21 protein-coding genes are annotated in these 21,241 nt (G+C 64.4%); 9 read left to right on the top strand and 12 right to left on the bottom strand.

The annotated features are described in order from the left end of the window. Positions 1–28: 28 nt before the first annotated feature. Together AC1L34_RS01555 and AC1L34_RS01550 are read right to left on the bottom strand one after the other, a co-directional pair. Entirely contained in the window at positions 29–670 is a 642-nt protein-coding gene (locus tag AC1L34_RS01555; RefSeq protein ID WP_424294890.1) for a response regulator, read from the bottom strand. 5 nt (positions 671–675) lie between these two features. After that, positions 676–2,034, bottom strand: coding sequence for a sensor histidine kinase (locus tag AC1L34_RS01550; protein ID WP_424323101.1), 1,359 nt, complete (start codon positions 2,032–2,034; stop codon positions 676–678). Between the two features lie 165 nt (positions 2,035–2,199). Between AC1L34_RS01550 and AC1L34_RS01545 the strand changes: the two genes are divergently transcribed. Further along, positions 2,200–2,844 carry a hypothetical protein gene (locus AC1L34_RS01545; protein WP_424323102.1) on the top strand — a complete coding sequence of 215 codons (645 nt, stop codon included), beginning with the start codon at positions 2,200–2,202 and terminating at the stop codon, positions 2,842–2,844. Continuing rightward, positions 2,841–4,037 (top strand): alpha/beta-hydrolase family protein, encoded by a 1,197-nt coding sequence (locus tag AC1L34_RS01540; protein WP_424323103.1) that lies wholly within the window; start codon positions 2,841–2,843, stop codon positions 4,035–4,037. Before AC1L34_RS01545 ends, AC1L34_RS01540 begins: the two co-directional genes overlap by 4 nt. 67 nt (positions 4,038–4,104) lie before the next feature. On the opposite strand, the gene gatA is transcribed toward AC1L34_RS01540, so the two are convergent. Both gatA and gatC read right to left on the bottom strand, forming a co-directional pair. Next, the gene (gatA, locus tag AC1L34_RS01535) at positions 4,105–5,592 is read right to left on the bottom strand and encodes an Asp-tRNA(Asn)/Glu-tRNA(Gln) amidotransferase subunit GatA (protein ID WP_424323104.1); all 1,488 of its coding nucleotides are present in this window, start codon (positions 5,590–5,592) and stop codon (positions 4,105–4,107) included. Between the two features lie 2 nt (positions 5,593–5,594). Then, on the bottom strand, positions 5,595–5,906 hold the full coding sequence (gatC, locus tag AC1L34_RS01530) for an Asp-tRNA(Asn)/Glu-tRNA(Gln) amidotransferase subunit GatC (protein WP_424297453.1): 312 nt from the start codon (positions 5,904–5,906) through the stop codon (positions 5,595–5,597). Positions 5,907–6,055: 149 nt separating this feature from the next. Between gatC and AC1L34_RS01525 the strand changes: the two genes are divergently transcribed. Next, positions 6,056–6,397: a YbjQ family protein gene (locus AC1L34_RS01525; RefSeq protein ID WP_424297451.1), complete on the top strand. Its 342-nt coding sequence runs from the start codon at positions 6,056–6,058 to the stop codon at positions 6,395–6,397. Then, on the top strand, positions 6,394–7,074 hold the full coding sequence (locus AC1L34_RS01520) for an ACT domain-containing protein (protein ID WP_424297449.1): 681 nt from the start codon (positions 6,394–6,396) through the stop codon (positions 7,072–7,074). The genes AC1L34_RS01525 and AC1L34_RS01520 overlap by 4 nt, the downstream gene beginning before the upstream one ends. Before the next feature lie 30 nt (positions 7,075–7,104). On the opposite strand, the gene ligA is transcribed toward AC1L34_RS01520, so the two are convergent. Then, positions 7,105–9,240, bottom strand: coding sequence for an NAD-dependent DNA ligase LigA (ligA, locus tag AC1L34_RS01515; protein WP_424323105.1), 2,136 nt, complete (start codon positions 9,238–9,240; stop codon positions 7,105–7,107). 82 nt (positions 9,241–9,322) lie between these two features. Between ligA and AC1L34_RS01510 the strand changes: the two genes are divergently transcribed. Then, positions 9,323–9,712, top strand: a complete 390-nt coding sequence (locus AC1L34_RS01510; RefSeq protein WP_424297445.1) for an MmcQ/YjbR family DNA-binding protein — start codon at positions 9,323–9,325, stop codon at positions 9,710–9,712. 102 nt (positions 9,713–9,814) lie between these two features. Next, a complete protein-coding gene (locus AC1L34_RS01505) occupies positions 9,815–10,147 on the top strand; it encodes a DUF4333 domain-containing protein (protein WP_424297444.1) in 333 nt (110 codons plus the stop codon). Positions 10,148–10,158: 11 nt separating this feature from the next. Here AC1L34_RS01505 and AC1L34_RS01500 read toward each other — a convergent pair whose 3' ends face one another. The 7 genes from AC1L34_RS01500 to AC1L34_RS01470 form a co-directional block, all read right to left on the bottom strand. After that, a complete protein-coding gene (locus AC1L34_RS01500; RefSeq protein ID WP_424297442.1) occupies positions 10,159–11,196 on the bottom strand; it encodes a uroporphyrinogen decarboxylase/cobalamine-independent methonine synthase family protein in 1,038 nt (345 codons plus the stop codon). Then, entirely contained in the window at positions 11,193–12,287 is a 1,095-nt protein-coding gene (gene mnmA / locus AC1L34_RS01495; protein ID WP_424323106.1) for a tRNA 2-thiouridine(34) synthase MnmA, read from the bottom strand. Before mnmA ends, AC1L34_RS01500 begins: the two co-directional genes overlap by 4 nt. Continuing rightward, positions 12,287–13,510: a cysteine desulfurase family protein gene (locus AC1L34_RS01490; protein WP_424323107.1), complete on the bottom strand. Its 1,224-nt coding sequence runs from the start codon at positions 13,508–13,510 to the stop codon at positions 12,287–12,289. Before AC1L34_RS01490 ends, mnmA begins: the two co-directional genes overlap by 1 nt. A 69-nt stretch (positions 13,511–13,579) precedes the next feature. Beyond that, the gene (locus AC1L34_RS01485) at positions 13,580–14,458 is read right to left on the bottom strand and encodes a lysophospholipid acyltransferase family protein (RefSeq protein WP_424323108.1); all 879 of its coding nucleotides are present in this window, start codon (positions 14,456–14,458) and stop codon (positions 13,580–13,582) included. Positions 14,459–14,472: 14 nt separating this feature from the next. Next, entirely contained in the window at positions 14,473–15,324 is an 852-nt protein-coding gene (locus AC1L34_RS01480; protein ID WP_424323109.1) for a GNAT family N-acetyltransferase, read from the bottom strand. 353 nt (positions 15,325–15,677) lie between these two features. Continuing rightward, on the bottom strand, positions 15,678–16,631 hold the full coding sequence (locus AC1L34_RS01475) for an electron transfer flavoprotein subunit alpha/FixB family protein (RefSeq protein ID WP_424297433.1): 954 nt from the start codon (positions 16,629–16,631) through the stop codon (positions 15,678–15,680). Positions 16,632–16,685: 54 nt separating this feature from the next. After that, positions 16,686–17,471 (bottom strand): electron transfer flavoprotein subunit beta/FixA family protein, encoded by a 786-nt coding sequence (locus tag AC1L34_RS01470; RefSeq protein ID WP_424323771.1) that lies wholly within the window; start codon positions 17,469–17,471, stop codon positions 16,686–16,688. Between the two features lie 159 nt (positions 17,472–17,630). On the opposite strand from AC1L34_RS01470, the gene AC1L34_RS01465 reads away from it, so the two are divergent. From AC1L34_RS01465 to AC1L34_RS01455, 3 genes are read left to right on the top strand one after another with little or no spacing between them, the layout of a single operon-like run. Beyond that, on the top strand, positions 17,631–18,467 hold the full coding sequence (locus AC1L34_RS01465) for a class I SAM-dependent methyltransferase (RefSeq protein ID WP_424323772.1): 837 nt from the start codon (positions 17,631–17,633) through the stop codon (positions 18,465–18,467). Further along, positions 18,468–19,994: a 1,4-alpha-glucan branching protein domain-containing protein gene (locus AC1L34_RS01460; protein ID WP_424323773.1), complete on the top strand. Its 1,527-nt coding sequence runs from the start codon at positions 18,468–18,470 to the stop codon at positions 19,992–19,994. After that, positions 19,994–21,238 (top strand): glycosyltransferase family 4 protein, encoded by a 1,245-nt coding sequence (locus tag AC1L34_RS01455; RefSeq protein WP_424324768.1) that lies wholly within the window; start codon positions 19,994–19,996, stop codon positions 21,236–21,238. Before AC1L34_RS01460 ends, AC1L34_RS01455 begins: the two co-directional genes overlap by 1 nt. Positions 21,239–21,241: the final 3 nt, after the last annotated feature.

Here is a 21,241-nt window from a genome sequence, read left to right as displayed (position 1 = left end):
CAGATGTCGGTCTTCATCAGACCATGTTCTACTTCAGTCCGTTCTCGTACGCGAACACGACCGCCTGGGCACGATCGCGTAAACCGAGTTTGGTCAGCATGTTGCTCACGTGCGTTTTGACCGTCTGCTCGGAGACGAACAGATCCTGTCCTATCTCCGCATTCGATTTTCCGTCAGCCACAGTCAACAGCACCTCCAGCTCACGCGGAGTGAGGGCGGAAGCAGCGTTGGTGCGCACACGTCCAGACGTCGCAGTGACCTTCTGGATGAGCCGCTTCGTCACCGAAGGTGCGAGCAGGGCGTCACCTGCCGCAACCACGCGGACCGCACGCACCAACTCGTCAGCTGGCGCATCCTTCAGTAGAAATCCTGACGCGCCGATGCGCAACGCGGAGTACACGTAGTCGTCGATATCAAAGGTGGTGAGCATCAACACTTTCGAATTCGAGCCCCCGGAAATGATCTGCTCGGCCGCCCACAGCCCATCGCGCCGCGGCATCCGTACATCCATCAGGACAACGTCGGGGTTCAGTCGGCGGACCTGTTCGACGGCGGCGAGCCCATCCTCGGCGTCGCCGAGCACAGAAATTCCGTCAGCCGCATCCAACAGAGCCGCGAATCCCGCCCGAACCATCGCTTGATCATCGGCAATCAGCACAGTAATCGGCACGTCACTCAGCCTAGTTCGGGTGGCTCGGTACCTGCCGAAGGCTGCTGGGTCGGCGCGCTGGTTGCCGTATCCAAAGCCTCGTCCGAATCCGAATTGGGCGGATCGCCGGGCTCAGCGCGCCCGATGGGATTGGCGGGCATGCTGGAGCGAACGACAAAACCGCCACCCGGCCGAGGTGCTGCGGTCAGCGTGCCGCCGACGGCTAGCGCGCGCTCAGTCATGCCCAGAATCCCTCGACCACCGCCGTGGGCGTCGCCGACCGGCCTGGTGGGTCCACCATTCACGACCTCGACGACGAGTCGGCCAGCATGGCCGGCGTCCGGTTGCATTCGAACCGCAATATCCGCACCTGGCGCATGCCGAGTCGCGTTGGTGATCGATTCCTGCACAATTCGGTACACCGCTGTCCCCACTGCCGGGGCAACATCGTCGCGCACCACAGTGCTGTCGAACTCAACGGTGACGCCGATCGCCCGGACTTCATCGACCAGTTCGGACAGCGCGTCGAGCCCCGGCACCGGAGCGAGTGCAGCACCACGGTCACTGTGCGGTGACAGTACCCCGAGCAGTTGTCGAACTTCATCGAGCGACTCGCGGGCGGCATCGGCGATGGCCGCGAACTCTCGCACCGTGCCAGGGCCGACCTGCTCCCGAGGTTCGGCGGCCGCCAGCCGGAACTGCGCAGTTTGAGCCATGACCACCACCATTGACATCCGGTGAGCCACGATATCGTGCAGGTCACGGGCGATCCGGGATCGTTCCGCGAGCACCGCTTCGCGGGCGCGCAGCACTTCGGTTGCCTCGGTCTGTACGGCGATCTCCTTCTGCGACAGTGTCCGATAGCGCAGGAATGCGGTACTTATCGCGACAACTACGAGAGCGAACACCCATCCGACGACCGCACTCAGGGGTAGCCCGACAAAGAAGACACCCGCGGTCGCGACGGTAATGATCGGCAGCGTCCGCAATGGCTGAGTCCAGAGTGCGGCGACCGTCATCACCAACAGCACCAGGAACAGCGGGATCGGCATCGACCACGAGTCCGCGCCCGGCACCAATGACGCCACGCCGGACGTGATGAGGGTGGCCGCCCAACCGAACCTGACGCCATCTGGACCGGTAAACAAGAGCGCCAGCCCGCAGCATCCAACGATGGCGAACACGGGGAGGAGGAAAGCAGGCAGGCTGGTGTATTCGCCGAGGACCGGCCAGCACACGGCGATCATTGCTACTGCGAGCAATGCGGCAAACCAGTTCCGCCCCCGCGACAGATAGCGATGCACTGCGGGGTCGCTGATCTGATCGACGTACGGGCGCACAGATCGGAACCCCGCCACCAATCTCTGCGCAACAGAAGTCTTCACACTTCGACGATAGGGGCCCGCAACTCCCGGTGCCTCCCCCACAGGAGCGAAATCGCAATGCCTCCTGCGGGTGAGGTAGGAACTTCGGCTACCCCGCGAGAACCCCGTCAATCTGGCCTTTCCGGGCGATCCGGCACAGTGTTTGCCGTTCATAGCGTTGCCACCATGACGTCCAACGACACCGACAGAACCGCGCTCGCCCCGCCCCGCCACCGCGTCCGAAAGTGGGCCCTGAGATTCGTCGTCGGGTTCGTCGCGACAGTGGGCTTGCTCGGTGCGGTCCCAATCGCCGTCGCGGTCGCCGACGTGAAAGCTGGCGACCCCCCGGTACATCCCGCTTTCCAAACCGAGCGGGCCATCGTCGCTCTAGTCAGCGATCACCCGCTCGACGCGCTCGCGTATCTCCCGGCAAAGTTCGTCGAACGATTCGGCTACACGCCCGAAGTGGTCGACGCTCGACCTCTCAATCCGCACGGTGACTGCTCCTCACCAATATCGCTGCCAGACGCGTTCACGAACGCGTGCCGGGCGCACGATTTCGGCTACGACCTTCTCCGCGACGCCGACAGTGAAGGTCGTCCGATCGGTGCCTGGGCGAGGCAAGCCCTCGACCGAAAACTGTTTGACGACATGCACAACAGTTGCCGACTATCGCCGACCCCCGGGTGCACCGCTGCCGCCGAAACGGCGCGGGTCGCGGTTTCGCTCAATACCTGGCGGCAACGCTCCGGGCCACCGCGACCGGAAACTACCGGCGATATCGCGGTCACCTATCTGACACGCGCAGTCGAAGCGCTGGGCCTGTCGTGAATTGGCTGCGGGTACCCCCGTCGGTCGCGTTCGGAGCGCTCGTCGGACGGCTGTTGGCCTTGTCGCCGGGAATGCTGCCGCGGTCGGTGCTGGTCGCGACGGCAGCCGGATCGGTCCTCACGGTGATCGGTATGGGAGTCGGCGGTGCCATTGGATCAGGCATGAACCGGATCTGGCGTCGCCGCCCCACCTGTGTGCATCCACTCTGGATCGCCGCCGGTCTAATGACCGTCAGCGTCGCGCTCGGGTTCGCTGTACGACACGAGATCGCTGTGCGATGCACGCTCGGCGTCCCGGCGATTGGCCCCTGGTGGGTACTCACTGTTTGGCTGATCCCACTTGCGACGGCGGCTGGCGTCGCGGCAGCGGTACAGGTGCCGCGGCGGCGGTTGGTCGGCCTCGGACTGGTTGGGTTGGTGATCGCTACCTTCCTGGTTCCGGGATCCGCCGCGCAGGCGACAACGGCGGATCGTCCCGATCGATCCGATTTGCTCTACAGCGCATTGAGCGAACCCGGATCTTTCCAAGTCCGGGCCGACCGACTAGTCGAACGGTGGGTCGCTCGTGGCGGCTTAACGCAACGGGCGGTGGCGCTAGTGGTGCCCACCGGATCGGGTTGGGTCGATGCCAGTTCCATCGAGGGCTTGAGCCGACAGTTCGGCGGGTCGGTCCGGAGCCTAGCGCTGCAGTACGACAACGTGCCTTCGTGGCGGGCCTTCGTCTCGGATCCCGACCGCGCCGGCGATGCGACTGTTGCTCTGCTATCACGTCTCTGGGAGGAAGCTACGCGGGTGCCAGCGTCGCAGCGGCCACGGATCTATCTGGTGGGCCAAAGCCTCGGCGCGGTCGGAGCGGACGCGGCCCGCGAGTGGGCACGCTCGGCAAAGGTCGACGTTGCGGGAACGATTCTTACCGGTCCCCCGGCCGGAACCATCCGCGCACTCGCCGCGTGCGAACGTCGTGTCATCGTCGCCAATCACGACGATCCGGTTCCTGGTTTTGCGCTCTCCCTGCTTTGGAGACCGACGCCGCGGGCGGACGGCGAACACCGTGCATGGTTACCTGCGGTGTCGGCGACGGCGACGGTGCTCGACCTCGTTGGCTCGCTCGATGTTCCCACCGGCCACGGGCACCGCTACGGGATTGAGCAGGGATCTGCGCTCACCCGCATGCCCGCAGGTTGCATTGACTGAAGCGACAAATCGGAAGTGCCCCGGTGATTCAACAAATCACCGGGGCACCGCTCGTTGTTGACCTGTGTCAGGCGACGGGGCCGCGCGCCGCCTCGTAGGCCGCGCCGACCCGGTACAGGCGGTCGTCGGCCATGGCCGGAGCCATGATCTGCAGACCGACCGGCAGGCCGTCGTCGCTGGAAACGCCCGAGGGCACCGACATCGCGGCCGTACCGGCCAGGTTGACCGGAAGCGTGCAGAGATCGAACAGGTACATCGACAACGGGTCGTCGACCTTCTCGCCCAACTTGAACGGCGTCGTCGGTGTGGTCGGCGAAATCAGGACATCGACGTCCTGGTAGGCCTTCGCGAAGTCCTGTGCAATCAGTGTGCGGACCTTCTGCGCCTGCCCGTAGAAGGCATCGTAGGCACCGGAGCTCAGCGCATAGGTACCGATCATGATGCGGCGCTTCACTTCCGGACCAAAGCCAGCTTCTCGCGTCAGCGCCATCACTTCGTCTGCGCTGTGGGTGCCGTCGTCGCCGACGCGGAGGCCGTAGCGCATAGCGTCGAAGCGCGCGAGGTTACTCGACACCTCCGACGGGAGGATCAAGTAGTACGCGCCGAGAGCGTAGGTGAAGTGCGGGCAATCGACCTCAACAATGGTGGCACCGAGACCGGTGAGCACCTCGCACGCTGCCTGGAACGATTCCAGCACGCCTGCCTGGTATCCGTCGCCCTGCAACTGCTTGACGACGCCGATGCGCATGCCCGAGAGGTCGCCGGTGGCACCGGCAAGTGCGGCACCAACCACATCCGGAATGGCGGCGTCGATCGACGTCGCATCGCGGGGGTCGTGGCCGGCGATTACCGAGTGCAGCAGAGCGGTGTCGAGAACGGTACGACCGCAGGGTCCGCCTTGATCGAGCGACGACGCACAGGCGACAAGACCGTAACGCGAGACGGTGCCGTAGGTCGGCTTGACGCCGACGGTCGCGGTGACCGACGCGGGCTGACGAATGGAGCCGCCCGTGTCGGTGCCGATCGCAAGGGGTGCCTGGTACGACGCGAGTGCTGCAGCACTGCCGCCGCCCGAGCCGCCGGGAATGCGCGTGACATCCCAAGGGTTGCGAGTGACCTGGTACGCGGAGTTTTCCGTCGACGAGCCCATCGCAAACTCGTCCATGTTGGTTTTGCCGAGGATCGGAATACCGGCGGCGCGAAGCTTCGCGGTCACGGTCGCGTCGTACGGCGACACCCAACCTTCAAGCATCTTGGATCCGCAGGTTGTCGGGGCGTCGACAGTGGTGAAGACGTCTTTCAGCGCGATCGGCACTCCGGCCAATGCCGACGGTGCCTGCCCAGCGGCGATGGCTTCATCAGCGGACTTGGCGGCAGCCAATGCCTCGGATGCACCGACATGCAGGAAGGCTCCGAGTTCACCATCGATCTCGCCAATCCGATCCAGGTGCGCTTGAGTGACCTCGACCGACGACAATTCGCGAGCAGCGATCTTGCCTGCGAGGTCGGCTGCGGACAGACCGGTGATATCACCGGCGGTACGGGTGTTGCTCACGCTTACTCTTCCCCCAGGATCTGCGGAACGGCAAAGCGCTCCTGTTCGACGGCGGGCGCACCAGAAAGAGCCTGCTCTGCGGTGAGGCCGGGAACCACGACATCCGGACGCAACGGATCGCGCAATTCAGCGGGGTGCGCGGTCGGCGCCACGTTGTCTGCGGCGACCTCGGAAATCTGGGCGACGTGGCTCAGGATTGAGTCGAGTTGCGACGCGTACCGATCAAGTTCGGCATCATCGAGCGCCAGTCGGGACAGCCGCGCCAGATGCGCGACTTCATCCCGGCTGATCGCCGGCTGGGAATCGGTAGACATTCCTCGACCTCTCTACAGATACGGGAATTTCGGATTGGACTTCATACAAGGATATGCGGCCCCTCCGACAGCGTCCCGGGCAGGGAGGGCTGCGTCAATCGAATGATCCATCGGTGGCTGCCACACGCGCCCCAAGGTAGTTTGAACACATGATCATCGTCACCACGAATGAACTTCCCGGCTACCAGATCGAGCACACATTCGGGGAGGTATTCGGCCTCACGGTGAGATCCCGCCACATCGGCTCAAATATCGGTGCCAGCTTTAAATCCCTCGCCGGTGGCGAATTGAGGGGCATCACCGAACTTCTCCACGAGGCCCGACACGAGGCGCTGAACCGACTGGCAGCCGAGGCCACCGGCAAAGGTGCGAACGCGGTCGTCGCCTTCCGCTTTGAAACCAATGAGTATGCGGGGTCGGGCGGCGTAGAGGTATGCGCGTACGGCACAGCCGTCGGTGTACGGCCGCTGGCGTCGACGCCAAACCAATGAGTCCGTCGACCTACCTACTCCGCGTTGTCCTCAACGATCGCCCCGGCAGCCTCGGCATGCTCGCCGTGCAACTCGGCACCATTGGTGCTGATATCCGCTCGCTAGAGGTGGTGGAACGCGAGGATGGCTTCGTCGTTGATGACCTCGTAGTCGATTTGCCCTCCGGGGCCCTCCCCGACACATTGATCACCGCGTCCGAGAAGGTGGCAGGGGTGCACGTCGATTCGATCCGCCCGCATGCCGGAGTCCTCGATACTCACCTGGAACTCGAACTAATCGACCGCGTGGCCGCCGGCGGGAAGGATGGCCTGCAGGTCCTAGCCGACTACGCGCCGCGTGTCCTACGGGTGTCGTGGGCGACGGTGATTTCCAAGCCCGGGCCCGATGTCCTGCGGTTGTACGGCAGTTCCGGTGCACCCGAAAGCCCGTTGGAAGTGGCCGATTGGCTCCCCCTCGACCATCCGACCTCGTTCGACTCGGAAGCCGAATGGATTCCCGCGTCGTGGCGCGACATGGACACCAGGTTGGCGGCGGCACCGCTGGGTACATCCGGAAAGGTGCTGCTGCTGGGCCGGATTGCCGGCCCGGATTTCCGTCCCGCAGAGGTCGCGCGCCTCGGCTACCTGACCGGAATCATCGGCACCCTGCTGCACACCAAGAAGCCGAAGGAAGGCTGAGCCCGATTCTGCGGGACGAAGCCGGCGAGGCTAGTCCTCGTCGGCTTCACTGCTTTCGGAATCGGTGCCTCCCGCGCTCCCGGTCTCAAGGAGCACCTTGAAGCCATCCTCATCCAAGATCGGCACACCGAGTTCCTCGGCCTTGGCGGCCTTGCTCCCGGGTGAATCACCGATGACGACGTAGTCGGTCTTCTTCGATACCGAACCGGAAGCCTTGCCGCCGCGGGCGATGATTGCTTCCTTGGCGCCGTCGCGGGAGAAGTCGACGAGCGATCCCGTCACAACGATTGTCTTGCCTTCGAGAGTCCGTTCGATGGAGTCGTCGCGTTGATCTGCCATGGCGACGCCCGCGGCCCGCCATTTCGCGACGATCTCGCGATGCCAGTCGACGGAAAACCAGTCGTGGACGCTGGCCGCACGGGTGGGACCCAGCCCGTCGACCTGGGCAAGTTCATCGACGGAAGCGTTCTGGATCGCTTCGAGATTGCCAAAGGCTGTCGCCAACGCACGGGCCGGGGTGGGACCGACGTGCCGGATCGACAGCGCCACAATTACCCGCCACAGGGGAACGTCCTTGGCTTTGTCGAGATTCTGCAGGAACCGTTTGCCGTTGGCCGACAACTGACCGGCCTTGGTGGTGTAAATGTCGGTCTTCGTGAGGTCGTCGGCCGTGAGCGAAAAGAGGTCCCCCTCATCGGTGAGCACGCCGCTGGACAGGAGTGCTTGCGCACCCTCGTAGCCGAGCGCTTCAATATCGAACGCTCCACGACCGGCCAGGTAGAACAGCCGCTCACGCAGTTGGCCCGGGCACGATCGCTGGTTGGGGCAGCGGATGTCTTTGTCGCCCTCTTTCGCCGGAGCGAGTTCGGTACCGCACTCGGGGCAGTTGGTGGGCATGACGAAGGCGCGTTCGGTGCCGTCGCGCAGTTCCACGACGGGGCCGAGCACCTCCGGAATTACGTCGCCTGCCTTGCGAATGGTGATGGTGTCACCAATCAGCACGCCCTTGCGTTGTACTTCGAAACCGTTGTGCAGGGTGGCGCGTGCGACTGTGGACCCGGCGACCAATACCGGTTCCATTAGTGCCCACGGCGTGATGCGACCCGTGCGGCCGACGCCGACCATGATGTCGAGAAGCTTGGTGGTGACTTCTTCGGGTGGGTATTTGTAGGCGATGGCCCAGCGCGGGGCGCGGGAGGTGGCACCGAGCCTGCGCTGCAGGGAGACATCGTCGACTTTGACGACGAGACCATCGATTTCGTGTTCTACCGAGTGTCGGTTTTCGCCCCAGTAGTCGACGGCGGCGACGATGTCGTCTGCGCCGGTAACTTTGCGAGTGTGGGTGGAGACTGGCAGACCCCAATCACCGAGCGCGAGGTAAGCCTCGTGCAGTGATTCGGGCTTCCATCCGTCGATCTTGCCGATGCCGTGGCAGATCATCCGCAGGTGCCGCTTGGCGGTTATCTGCGGGTTCTTTTGACGCAGCGAGCCAGCCGCCGAGTTGCGGGGGTTCGCGAACGGCGCTTTGCCGTCCTCGACCAGGGAGGCGTTCAGGACCGCGAAGTCTTCGAGGCGGAAGAAAACTTCGCCGCGAACTTCCAGAAGCGTCGGCACCGGCCGGACGGAAGCGTCGAGTTGGTGCGGAACGTCGGTAATGGTGCGGGCGTTGAGGGTCACGTCCTCGCCGGTACGACCGTCGCCTCGGGTGACGCCGCGAACCAGCTTGCCGTTCTCGTACACCAGCGACAACGCGACACCGTCAATCTTCAACTCGCACAAGAACTCTGCGCCAGCACCGACTTCGGCTTGGGTGCGGGCCACCCAGTCGCGCATCTCGGTGTGGTCGAAGACGTTGTCGAGCGACATCATGCGTTCGAGGTGGTCGACGGAGGTGAATTCGGTGGAGAATCCTCCGCCAACCAGTTTGGTTGGCGAATCGGGCACCGCGAGTTCAGGATGATCGGTTTCGAGCGCCTCAAGCTGGCGCAGCAGGGTGTCGAACTCCCCATCACTGATGATCGGCGCATCTTGCACGTAGTAGCGGAATTGGTGTCCGCGGACTTCCTCGGCTAGCCGGGCCCATTCGCGTGCCCAGTCTTCGCCTGTTCCCCCGGGTTGGTTGCCGCCGGCGTCGTTCGTGCTGCTTACCTTCTCACCCTCACTCACTTGACCAGATTAGCCGAGGGTTCTGACATTTCTTGCGACGAGAATCTGCGCACTCTCTACGGTCCGCAACTACCCTGGTTTCATGCCGCATCCGATCATGTTCGATGACGCCGATCCGATCCTGCACCGCTTGAGGAAGGCGGCCCTCGCACTCCCGGAAGCGACCGAGAAAGTGGCGCATGGTCGTCCAACCTTTCGCTGCGGGAAGATGTTTGCGATGTATGGCGGCGGAGAAAAGGGCAGCAAGGTTCGGCGCGATACGGCTCTGTTGTTCATCCCCGACCCTGTCGAACGGGAAGCCCTGATCCAGGACGACCGGTTTTTTGTTCCCGCCTACGTCGGTGCTTACGGCTGGCTCGGCATCGATCTCGCGGCCGACTCCGACTGGGCCGAGATCGCTGAACTCCTTGACGCCAGCTTCCGGCAGATCGCTCCGAAACGCGCCATCGCCGCACTTGAGAATTCCGCGTAGTTCGTTATCTTCCCTCCCACACGAGATTTCCCTCGTTAGGCTGGCACCACCCAAGTTCTCCACTAGACCGCACGAAGACCGTTGACCAGCGAAGGAACCCTCGTGAAGAAGAACATGATCGTTGCCCTGGCCGCTCCGCTGCTTGTCGCCGCGGCAGTCTCGTCGTGCAGCGTTGAAGCTTCAGTTGGCACCTCCAACTCGATTTCAAAGTCCGATCTGGCTTCCGCAACACAGAAGTCCCTGGCCGAGAAATTCGGCGATCAGACTGGCGAAGTGCGGTGCAAGGGCGACCTCGAGAAAAAGGACGGTGCCACCCAGGAATGCGCGATCAAGGATCGCAACGGGTGGCTTCCGATCACCATCACCGCCAAGGGTAGCGACGGCAAGTTTAATTATGAGGTGGGTACCGCGGTCATTCCCGAACCCACTTGGTGACAGGCGCTGGCCTACGGGCCAGCGAAGTCCGGGTCGCTCGCCAACCCCGACGCCACCTGTGACGCCAATTCCAGTGCGCGCGCGGCCCATTCGGGCGTAGCCGAGGCGAGGCCGCAGGTCGGGGTCACAAGAATGTTGTCGCGCAGCACGTTTCGCGGCAGCCCGATGCGATCGATGAGGCTTGCGAGATCAGCGGCAAGCTCTTCGGCCTGCAGCGGCGCGCCCGCCTTGGGTGCGGTCGACGGCACCAGGCCCGCGGCGAGAATCCCCCCGGAGTCCAGGAAACTGCCGAGACCGTCGTAGTCGCGGGCCGCGTCCAACGTCGTCACGTCCAACGACAGCGCCACCGACGAGAGCTGCTTCGTCAAATCCCAGCGGGGCACATTGCACGAATGCAGGACTACCGGCACACCGAGCGCGTCAATCATTTCCTGCAACTGCGCTGCGACATCGGGTGCCGGAATCGGACGTATCGGGTCAAGTCTGGTCAGGGGCGTCACACGACCATCGATCACGCGACCCACGTCAGGCTCATCAAGCTGCACGACGACCGTCGCCCCGAGGCGCCGCTGCAACTCCCCAACGTGCTCGCGGAGCCCTTCGGTCAGAGAGGCCGCAATATCGCGCACTGCGCCGCGGTCCTTGACAATCTTGTGGCCGCCTCGCAATTCGATGTGTGCACCCAACGTGAATGGTCCGCACGCCTGCACCTTCACCACGCGGCCCGACCCCATGAGACCAACTGTTTCCCAACGCTCTTCAAGAGCGTCCAGGTCCCAGCGCAGCCAGTCGCGGGCACGACGAGTTGTGGTGTTCGGGTGGTCGGCAAGCCGGTAGGCGCGGTGCACCAGGTCAACGTTGATATCGACCAACAGCGCACCGGTGCGACCGATCATGTCTGCACCCACGCCCCGATCGGGCAGTTCGGGCAGGAAGGGGAAGTCGACTTCGCCCGTCGCGACCTTCACCGATTCACGAGGATCGGTTCCGGGCATCGACCCGATACCAGTACCGACACCGGTCGGCACCGATCCGAGAACCTCGGTCATACCCCGGTCCCGGTGATGCGGCCACAGCCAATCACCTGATCACCGTTGACCGCATCGGCGAGGTACAGCACGGCTGCCTGGCCGCGGGCCACGCCACGCAGCGGTTCGCGCAGTTCAATCCGCATTTCTGGGCCATCAACGCCGTCAACGGGCGTGGCGATCGCGGGGGCCAACCCACCGTGTGCGCGGACCTGGACCAGGCATTCGACGGGACCGTCAGGGGTCACACCCGAAGTCCAGATCGCCTTGTTCGAGGTAATGGACCAGACTTCGAGCTCTTCGGCACCTCCGACGGTGACCGTCCCACTGTTGGGGTCGATGCTGGTCACGTAGCGTGGCTGCCCATCCGCCGCGGGGGCTTCAATACCGAGGCCCTTGCGCTGCCCGATCGTGAACCCGTGAACGCCTTCGTGCTCGCCGAGGACGTCGCCCGTCGCCGAATCAACGACGGAACCGGTGCGGATACCGATCTTGGCACCGAGGAAGGCACGGGTGTCACCACTGGGAATGAAGCAGATGTCGTAGGAATCGGGCTTGTCGGCGACGGCTAGACCGCGCCGCTCGGCTTCCTCGCGAATCTGCGGCTTAGCGGTGTCCCCCACCGGAAACATCGCACGCGACAACTGCTCGTGGTCGAGCACGGCGAGCACATAGGACTGGTCCTTGTCGGCGTCGACCGCGCGACGCAAGACGCCATCTTCCAAACGTGCGTAGTGGCCGGTCGCGAGAGCGTCGAAGCCGAGTGCCACGGCCCGCTCCGCGAGCGCCGAGAACTTGATCTTCTCGTTGCACGACAAGCATGGATTGGGGGTTTCGCCCGCCGCGTATGCCGCCACGAACTCGTCGATCACGTCTTCCTTGAACTTCGCGGCGAAATCCCACACGTAAAAGGGAATGCCCAGCAGGTCGGCGACGCGTCGAGCATCGTCGGCGTCCTCGCGGGAGCAGCAACCGCGCGACCCGCTGCGCAGTGCACCCGGGGCCGTCGACAATGCCAGGTGTACACCGACCACCTCGTGCCCAGCTTCCACCGCCCGCGCTGCGGCGACAGCCGAATCGACGCCACCGCTCATTGCTGCAAGTACACGCATTAGGAATTTCCTCCGGTTCGCCCACCAGCCACCGAGAGCAACCCTGCGGCCCGGGCACGGTCCACGACTTCACCGATTACCCCGGCGACGACGTCGACATCTTCGTTTGTGTTGTCCGGTCCCAACGAGAACCGGAGCGATCCGCGGGCGGTCGCGGTGTCCAAGCCCATCGCCAGGAGGACGTGGCTTGCTGCGGCAACGCCCGCGGTGCATGCCGATCCGGTGGAACACTCGACACCTTTGGCATCGAGCAGCATCAGCAGTGAGTCGCCTTCGCAACCGTCAATCGACACGTGCAGCAGACCCGGCAATGCCAGCTTTTCGTCGACGGTGCGCGCACCGTTGATCCGGACGGCACCAACGGCCGTAATCACCTCAGCCAGGCGGTCACGCAATGCCGCGACACGCACGGTTTCGTCGTCGAGCCCGGCAACCGCTTTCCGCAAAGCCGCAGCCATTCCCGCCGCGGATGCCACATCGGGAGTGCCGGATCGCAGGTCTCGCTCGTGACCGCCACCGTGCAGGAGCGGAACGGCAGCCACATCCCGACGGATCAAGAGAACGCCGGTGCCCTGCGGGCCGCCGAACTTATGAGCCGCCACCGACATGGCCGATAGCCCGCTCGTCGTGAAGTCGACCGGCAGATGGCCAACCGCTGCGACGGCGTCGGAGTGCACCGGAATCCCGGCGTCAAGGCCGAGTTGCGCGATCTCGGCGATCGGCTGGATGGTGCCAACCTCGTTGTTCGCCCACATCACCGAAATCAGCGCGATCTGGCCCGCATGTTCGACGAGCGCTGCGCGCACCGTATCCGGGTGTACAAAACCGTTCTCGTCGACGGGTAGGACCACCAATTCCGCACCAGCTTCGTCAGCTAGCCACTGCGCCGGATCCAACACTGCGTGATGCTCCACGGCGGAAATAACAATCTTGCGAAGACGGTCATCCTCGCGACGTCGGGCCCGGTAGATGCCCTTGATCGCGAGATTGTCGGACTCGGTACCACCGGCGGTAAAGATCACCTCGGACGGTCGTGCACCAAGGTCGCGGGCGATAGCCTCGCGCGATTTCTCCAGAGTGCGCCGCGCCGCCCGACCAGCACCGTGCAGAGACGATGCATTTCCGGGGTGACGCCAAGCATCAACCATCGCCGCGACGGCTTCGGGAACCATCGCGGTGGAGGCAGCATTGTCGAAGTAGACGGGAGGGCGCTGAACAGACATGACTTCACCAGGATAGACACCGGGCCCGCCCAACTCCCACCCGAGAGATGCCCGTCACGGCACACCGGGTCAGGCGGCAGTCGTTCCCGGTTCGCGAAGCGGGGCCGGAACTGCCAGGTCGACAGCGAGTTCGCGCAGGTCGTCGGACGAGACAGTCGGTGCGATCAGTTCCTGCGCCGCGGCCGCCAACTCCGCCCGACTGCCCGCAGGCAGCTGCAAGTCGAAGACGGTGACGGTGATGGTCAGGTCTGCCGATCGCAGTACCCGCGACATGGTGGTGCCCACGGTGTCGTCGCCGAGAAAACCGGGCATCGTCGTGGCATGGCCGGCGTCGGTGTAGCGCAAGCTAATCGGGAGGACCGGGACGCCCGCGTCGACAGCGGCTTGGAAGAAGGCGGGACGGAAGCGGCCCGATGCGGTCCCGCACCAAGTGGTTCCTTCGGGAAAGACCACCACGGGCCGACCGCTGTCGAGCACCCGCCCCACTTGGTCGATCATGGGTCGCAAGCGTCCGAGGTCGCCGCGAATGTGCGGTAATACCCCGAACAGTCGGGCGACGGGCCCAAAGCCTGCCATCTGCACGACCTCTCGCTTCGCGACAAACCGTGCGGGAGTCACGGCGGCCACGGCGACAATGTCCAGCAGGGAAATGTGGTTGGCGACCACGAGTGCGCCGTGTACCCGGCGACCATCGGTAGGACGGCGATCGTCGATCCGCAGGGTGATGCCCATCAGGCGAAGCGTCACCTTCGCTGCGCCGCGCCAGTAGCGGTGCCGGGCGCTGCGTGGTAGCAGCAGCGTCGCTAGGCCAACCATCGCAATGATCGATCCGACGGAGATGACGGTGCCCGCGCGCGCAATCGCGCGCAGGCGGGTCGCCGGGTTCGCTGGCGTGTGAACGCAGTGCGGTCCGCACGGACTGCTGGGTACCCAGATGTTTGCGGTCAACGGTTGGTCCTCCGCTAGTTAGTGCCGAGCCTGGTCATGGCACCGCGCAGTCGTTCGGTGTACCGCTGATCGCCGCGGTGCCGGTCGAGGACGGTCAGAAAGTCGCCGACGTCGAAAATCTCGTCGAAGGCCGGTTCACCGCAGACACGTGCCCCGAGGCGGACATACCCGCGCAGGAGTGCGGGGAGGCGGTTGGTGGTCGGAGGTTCCAGTTGATCCAGGCTCAGGCCGTCTACTTCGACAGGGCGGAACGGGAATACTTGCCAGTCTGCGCGGTGCTTGTCACGTGCCAGGTCGCGGATGCCGCGAAGTTCGCGTCCGCGGCCGATCGGCGACTCCAGCGGCACCGACACGCACCCCATCAGGTAGCGGTAGCCGCCTTCTTCGAGGTAGCCGAGCAGCGCGGCCCACAGCATGGCGGTAACCGAGCCACTCCGGTGGTTGGCGTCGACGACGGCGCGCCCCATTTCGACGGTCTCGCCGCGAATTGGTGAGAGCTCGTCGAGGTCGAACTCGGTGGCGGAGTACCAACCGCCCGCGGCGATGGCGCGGGGCGGCGGGAGGACGCGAGCACAGCCGACCAGTTGGCCCGTCGGCAGATGGTGGACCAGGAGGTGGTCACAAAAGTCGTCGAACGTATCGGCATCCAGTCCGGACGTGGCGTCGCCGATGGAGTCGGAGTACCCGGTTTCACTGTTGAAGACGTTGAAGCGGAGTCGTTGCGCGGCCTCGATCTCGCGGCGCACGTCGCCCTTGCTGATGCCGCCGATTCCCGCGTCGCTGACGATCGAAACGCAGTAGTCACCGCCGGACAGAAGCACCCGACGCGAAGAAGTTCTTGCACTGCCGAACTCGGTTACTGTCATGCCACGAAGTCAAGGCGGGCCAGTCGACGCGACGGTCACAGTGGCGTGACATGTCCGGACACGACAGGTGAACTCCTCGCGACGATGTGAACGGGCGGCAAACGAGCCGTCGAATCTGGGGCCAGAGCGTCGTCGTACCGGTTCTGGGTCGACTTCCCGCCCGACTTTCCCCTTTTCTGTCACATCTGACGGTCATGCTTCCGCCAAAGTGTCACCGGACGGCCTGTTCGGTGATGGGTGGGGCGAATCGTGACAGAAAAGGGGGACGGCCGAAGGCCGGGAAACGGGGCCGGGAAGACGACGACGCCCCGCCATGGAAGTCCAGGGCGGGGCGTCGCGGGAAAGCTAGCGCACTACTTGCGCTTGTTGACCTCTTCGGTCAACTGCGGAGCGACGTTGAACAGGTCGCCGACCACACCGAAGTCGCTGATCTCGAAGATCGGAGCTTCTTCGTCCTTGTTGACGGCCACGATGGTCTTCGAGGTCTGCATGCCAGCACGGTGCTGGATGGCACCGGAAATACCGAGGGCGATGTACAGCTGAGGCGAGACGGTCTTACCCGTCTGACCCACCTGGAACTGGCCCGGGTAGTAACCGGAGTCGACCGCGGCACGCGAGGCACCGACAGCGGCACCGAGCGAATCGGCGAGAGCTTCGACCACTGCGAAGTTCTCAGCCGAGGCGACGCCACGACCACCCGAGACGACGATCGACGCCTCGGTCAGTTCGGGACGGTCGCCGCCAACGTTCGGCGCGAAGCCGGTGATCTTGACACCGCCTTCCTGTGCCGGGACCTCGACGTTAACGACTTCGCCTGCACCAGCGGCCGGCGCAGCCTCGACGCCGCCGGGACGGACCGAGATGACCGGGGTGTCGCCACCGGCGGTTGCGTCAACGGTGAACGCGCCACCGAAGATCGAGTGGACGCCAGCGCCGCCTTCCTTGACGTCGATGACGTCGGTCAGCAGGCCAGAGCCCAGACGCACGGCCAGCCGGCCGGCAACCTCTTTGCCGTCGGCAGTAGCAGCGACGAGCACGCCAGCGGCACCGTTGGCCTCGGCCAGCTGCGACAGGACGTCGACGGCCGGGGTGATGAGGTAGTTGGCGACGTCGTCCGACTCGGCGACGTAGATCTTCTCAGCGCCAGCCTCGGTGAGACCGGCGGTGATGCCGGCGGCCGAGCCGGGCTTGCCGACGACGACTGCAGCCGGGGTGCCGAGGGCACGGGCGGCGGTGATGAGCTCGCTGGTGACCTTCTTCAGTCCACCTTCGGCATCCTGCTCAACGAGCACGAGTACTTCAGCCATGATTGTTCTCCTGAAATTCTTGGGTTTCGCCTGTGGAAGTGGTGTTCGCGGGGATCAGATGATCTTCGACGCAACCAGGTACTCGGCGACCTTGGTGCCGCCGTCGCCCTCGTCGGTGACGCGCTCACCAGCGGTCTTTTCAGCCTTCGGGGTCACGGCGGTGACGGTGCTGCCCGCGTTGGCGAGGCCAACGGTGTCAGCGTCGACGCCGATTTCGGCGAGCGTCAGGACGCTCACTTCCTTCTTCTTGGCGGCCATGATGCCCTTGAACGACGGGAATCGCGGCTCGTTGATCTTCTCGTTGACCGAGACGATGGCGGGGAGCGAGGCCTCGACGTTGAAGATGCCTTCGTCGGTCTCGCGCTCGCCGCGGAGGGTCTCGCCGTCAATCTCCAGCTTGCGCAGGTGAGTCAGGTGCGGGAGTTCCAAGTATTCGGCGATCATGGCCGGGACAGCGCCGCTGCGGCCGTCGGTGGCCTCGTTGCCGGCAATAACCATCTCGACGCCTTCGACGGTGCCGAGGGCGGTAGCCAGGACGTATGCGGTCTGGACCGCGTCGCTGCCGTGCATCAGGTCATCCTTGATGTGGATGGCCTTGTCTGCACCCATCGACAGGGCCTTGCGGATGGCATCGGTAGCGCGCTCAGGACCGACGCAGAGGAGGGTCACCTCGCCACCGTTTGCTTCCTTGATCTGCAGAGCCTCTTCGACAGCGCGCTCGTTGATCTCATCGAGCACTGCGTCTGCGGCTTCCCGATCGAGCGTAAAATCGCCATCGGCGAGCTTGCGCTCGGACCATGTGTCGGGAACCTGCTTGATCAGAACGACAATATTCGTCATGGGTCTTCGTCGACCTCCTGCTTCGGGTTCGGCAACTTACCGGCCGGTAAGGCCATGGGTCTCTGCCCTACTTTAGCGGCTGTCCGCCCGGCCGAGAACATGGCACCGATCACTTCCCACCTGCCAAGCGCCACAAGCACGGGTACTAAGGTCGAGTTGATGACCGAGAATCAGCCGACCGCGACCCCTCACGGCACCAACTTTGTTGGGGCACCGCCGTCCGATCAGCTTGCACTCACCGGTGAACGCACCGTACCGGGTATCCCGGCCGAAAATTACTGGTTCCGCCGCCACGAGGTGGCCTACGAATACATCCTCGACGCGGTTGCCGACCGAGATGTCCTCGAGGCAGGTTCGGGCGAGGGATATGGCGCGTCGATGCTCGCCACCCGCGCCAAGACCGTGACGTGTGTCGACTACGACGAACAGGCCGTCGCCCACACCTCTCGGGTGTACCCGGAGTTGACTGTTCAACAGGGCAATCTCATCGACCTGCCATTGGCCGATGGATCCGTCGATGTGGTGGTGAATTTCCAGGTTATTGAGCACCTCTGGGATCAGAGTGCCTTCGTCGCCGAATGCCACCGTGTGTTGCGTCCGGGGGGTTTCCTGCTGATGAGCACCCCGAATCGGGTGACCTTCTCGCCCGGCCGCGATACCCCACTTAACCCGTTCCACACGCGTGAGCTCAATGCTGCCGAACTTACCGAGTTGCTCGCTGAGGTACCCGGGACGACCGGCTTTGATGTGACCGGCATGGCTGGCGTCTACCACGGGACGTCGCTGGAAGCCCTGGACGCGAAGTGGGGTGGGTCGATCATCGACGCGCAGATCGAACGCGCCCTCGCCGGTGACCCCTGGCCCGACGAGTTGACCTCCGACGTTGCCGCGATGACCACCGCTGATTTCGCTATCCGTTCGGCGAAGAAGGCCGACATCGATGCGAGCCTCGACTTGCTCGCCGTGGCGGTGCGTCGCCCGGATCCGGCGGACTAAATGGCTGAGCAGGTTCCCGGCCAGTTCACCCTGGTGCTGCATTCGCATCTGCCGTGGCTAGCCAATCACGGTCGGTGGCCGGTTGGCGAAGAGTGGCTCTACCAATCGTGGGCGAATTGCTATCAGCCGGTTTTCGCGGCGTTGCGTCGCCTGGCCGACGACGGCTTCACTGACGTGCTGTCACTGGGGATTACCCCGGTGTTGGCAGCTCAGCTCGACGACCCGCACTGCGGGACATCGATGTACGAGTGGCTGGCCGACTGGCAGTTGCGGGCCATGGAGGCGGCAACCGACTCCGACCGCGACCGCCGAAACATGGGTCACCGCGAGTTCCGGGCGGCCGCAACCGCCTTGGCCGATTTCGAGACCCAGTGGCGACACGGTGGCAGCCCACAGATTCGGCCACTCATTTCGTCGGGAATCATCGAGCTCCTCGGTGGCCCCCTGGCCCACCCGTTCCAGCCGTTGCTGGATCGGCGCCTGCGCCAGTTTTCCCTTCGCGAAGGCCTCGCCGATGCCGAGTTACGTTGGGGCACAAGACCGTCCGGCATCTGGGCACCGGAGTGCGCGTACACGCCGGGCATGGAGACGGAATACGCCGCCGCGGGTGTCGGACACTTTATGGTCGACGGCCCCACCCTGCACGGAGACACGGCCCTGGGCCGGCCCGTAGGTGACTCGGGCGTCGTTGCCTTCGGTCGGGACCTGACCGTCAGCTACCGCGTGTGGTCGCCTAAGTCGGGCTATCCGGGTCACGCGAACTATCGCGACTTCCACACCTACGACCACGAGACCGGCTTTAAACCTGTGCGGGTTACAGGTAAAAATGTGCCGAGTGAGGCGAAGAAACCGTACGACCCGTCGTTGGTGGATCCCGTCATCGATAAGCATGTCGACGATTTCATCGGTGCGGTCCGCGAACGCCTGATTTCCGAATCCGAGCGCATCGGCCGCCCAGCGCACGTCATCGCAGCCTTCGACACCGAACTATATGGCCACTGGTGGCATGAGGGCCCCATCTGGTTGGAACGGCTCATCCGCCGACTCCCCGAAGCTGGCATTACCGTGGGATCCCTCGAAACCGCCAGGCAGTCCGGGTACGTCGGCGAGCCCGTCGAACTCAGCGACTCATCGTGGGGTTCAGGCAAGGATTGGCGCGTCTGGGAGGGGCCCCAGGTGCAGCACCTCGTACAACTCAACGCCGAGGTCACCGAGACCGCACTCGACTCCCTCGACAAGCGGGCCAGCCACGAACCGGCCCGCGATCAGGTCGCCGACCAGATTCTGCGGGAAACCTTGATGACCGTTCAGTCCGATTGGCCGTTTATGGTGTCCAAGGACACGGCCGCCGGTTACGCCGAGGACCGTGCTTACAAGCACGCGCACGCTACCCGCGAGATCTGTGCGGCGTCTGACGCCGGTAAGGATCGACGAGCAGACCAGCTCGCGCAGGGTTGGCGGCGTGCCGACAATTTGTTCGGTGCCCTCGACTCCCGTCGACTACCGAGCCGGGAAGGCAACTTTTAATGCGCGTACTCGTCGTTTCTTGGGAGTACCCGCCGGTGGTCGTTGGCGGGCTCGGCAGGCACGTGCACCATTTGGCTGAGGCCGTTGCGGAGTTGGGCCACGATGTCATCGTGCTGACGCGCCAGCCGTCGGGCACCGATTCGACGACGCATCCCACCACGGACACCGTGGTGAACGGCGTGCGCGTTATTGCCGTGGCAGAGGATCCGCCAGCGTTCGATTTTGGTGCCGACATGATGGCGTGGACCCTCGCCATGGGTCACAGCTTTGTGCGCGCAGGTCTGCAGATTCTGCGCGACGAGCCGCGCCCGGACGTGGTGCACGCGCACGATTGGCTGGTAGCCCACCCGGCGAAAGCGCTGGCCGAGTACTTCGACGCGCCGCTGGTTTCGACACTGCACGCGACCGAAGCTGGCCGGCACAGCGGTTGGGTCGCCGGACACATCAACCGTCAGGTCCACTCGGTGGAGTGGTGGCTCGCGAATGCTTCCGACGCCCTCATCACCTGCTCGGCGTCGATGCGCGACGAAGTCGCCACACTATTTGGCCCGCAACTGCCGCCGATCACGGTGATTCACAACGGGATCGATGTCGGCACCTGGAGTTTCACTCCGCGCGCTGCCCGTACCGGTCCCGCGGAATTGCTGTTCGCCGGACGGTTGGAATACGAGAAGGGTGTGCAGGACCTCATCGAGGCATTGCCCGCCATTCGACGCCGCCATCCCGGCACCACTGTCACCATTGCTGGCGACGGCACCCAGAATCACTGGCTGCGCGAGCAAGCCCACCTGCACGGCGTCACCGATGCCGTTGAATTCGCCGGTCAGCAAGACCGCGATGGCTTGATGAAACTGATGCATCGGTGCGACGCGATCGTCCTCCCAAGTCGCTACGAGCCGTTCGGGATTGTCGCCCTGGAAGCTGCCGCAACGGGCATCCCCCTAGTGACGTCGACTGCTGGCGGATTAGGTGAGGCCGTCACCGACGGCGTCACCGGGTGGACGTTTGAGCCCTTCGATCCCGTCGGCCTCGCGACCGCCGTCTGCGCCGCCCTCGACGACCCCGAGGCGGCGGCCGCTCGCGCCCTCCGCGGCCGAGAACGGTTGGACGAGGAGTTCACCTGGCGGGCCATCGCGAAGCGAACCGCCGATGTTTACCGCGAAGCTGTCAAGCAGCCCACGCGCCCGCTGGGCCGCCCGGTAATCCCAATGCGCCCCATGCCCGAGCGCGATCCGATGCAGTAGAAA

The sequence above is a fragment of the Gordonia sp. 34D genome (genome assembly GCF_056682775.1).
The sequence above is the reverse complement of the archived record's forward strand: the minus strand, read 5'-3'. Positions and strand labels throughout refer to the sequence as shown.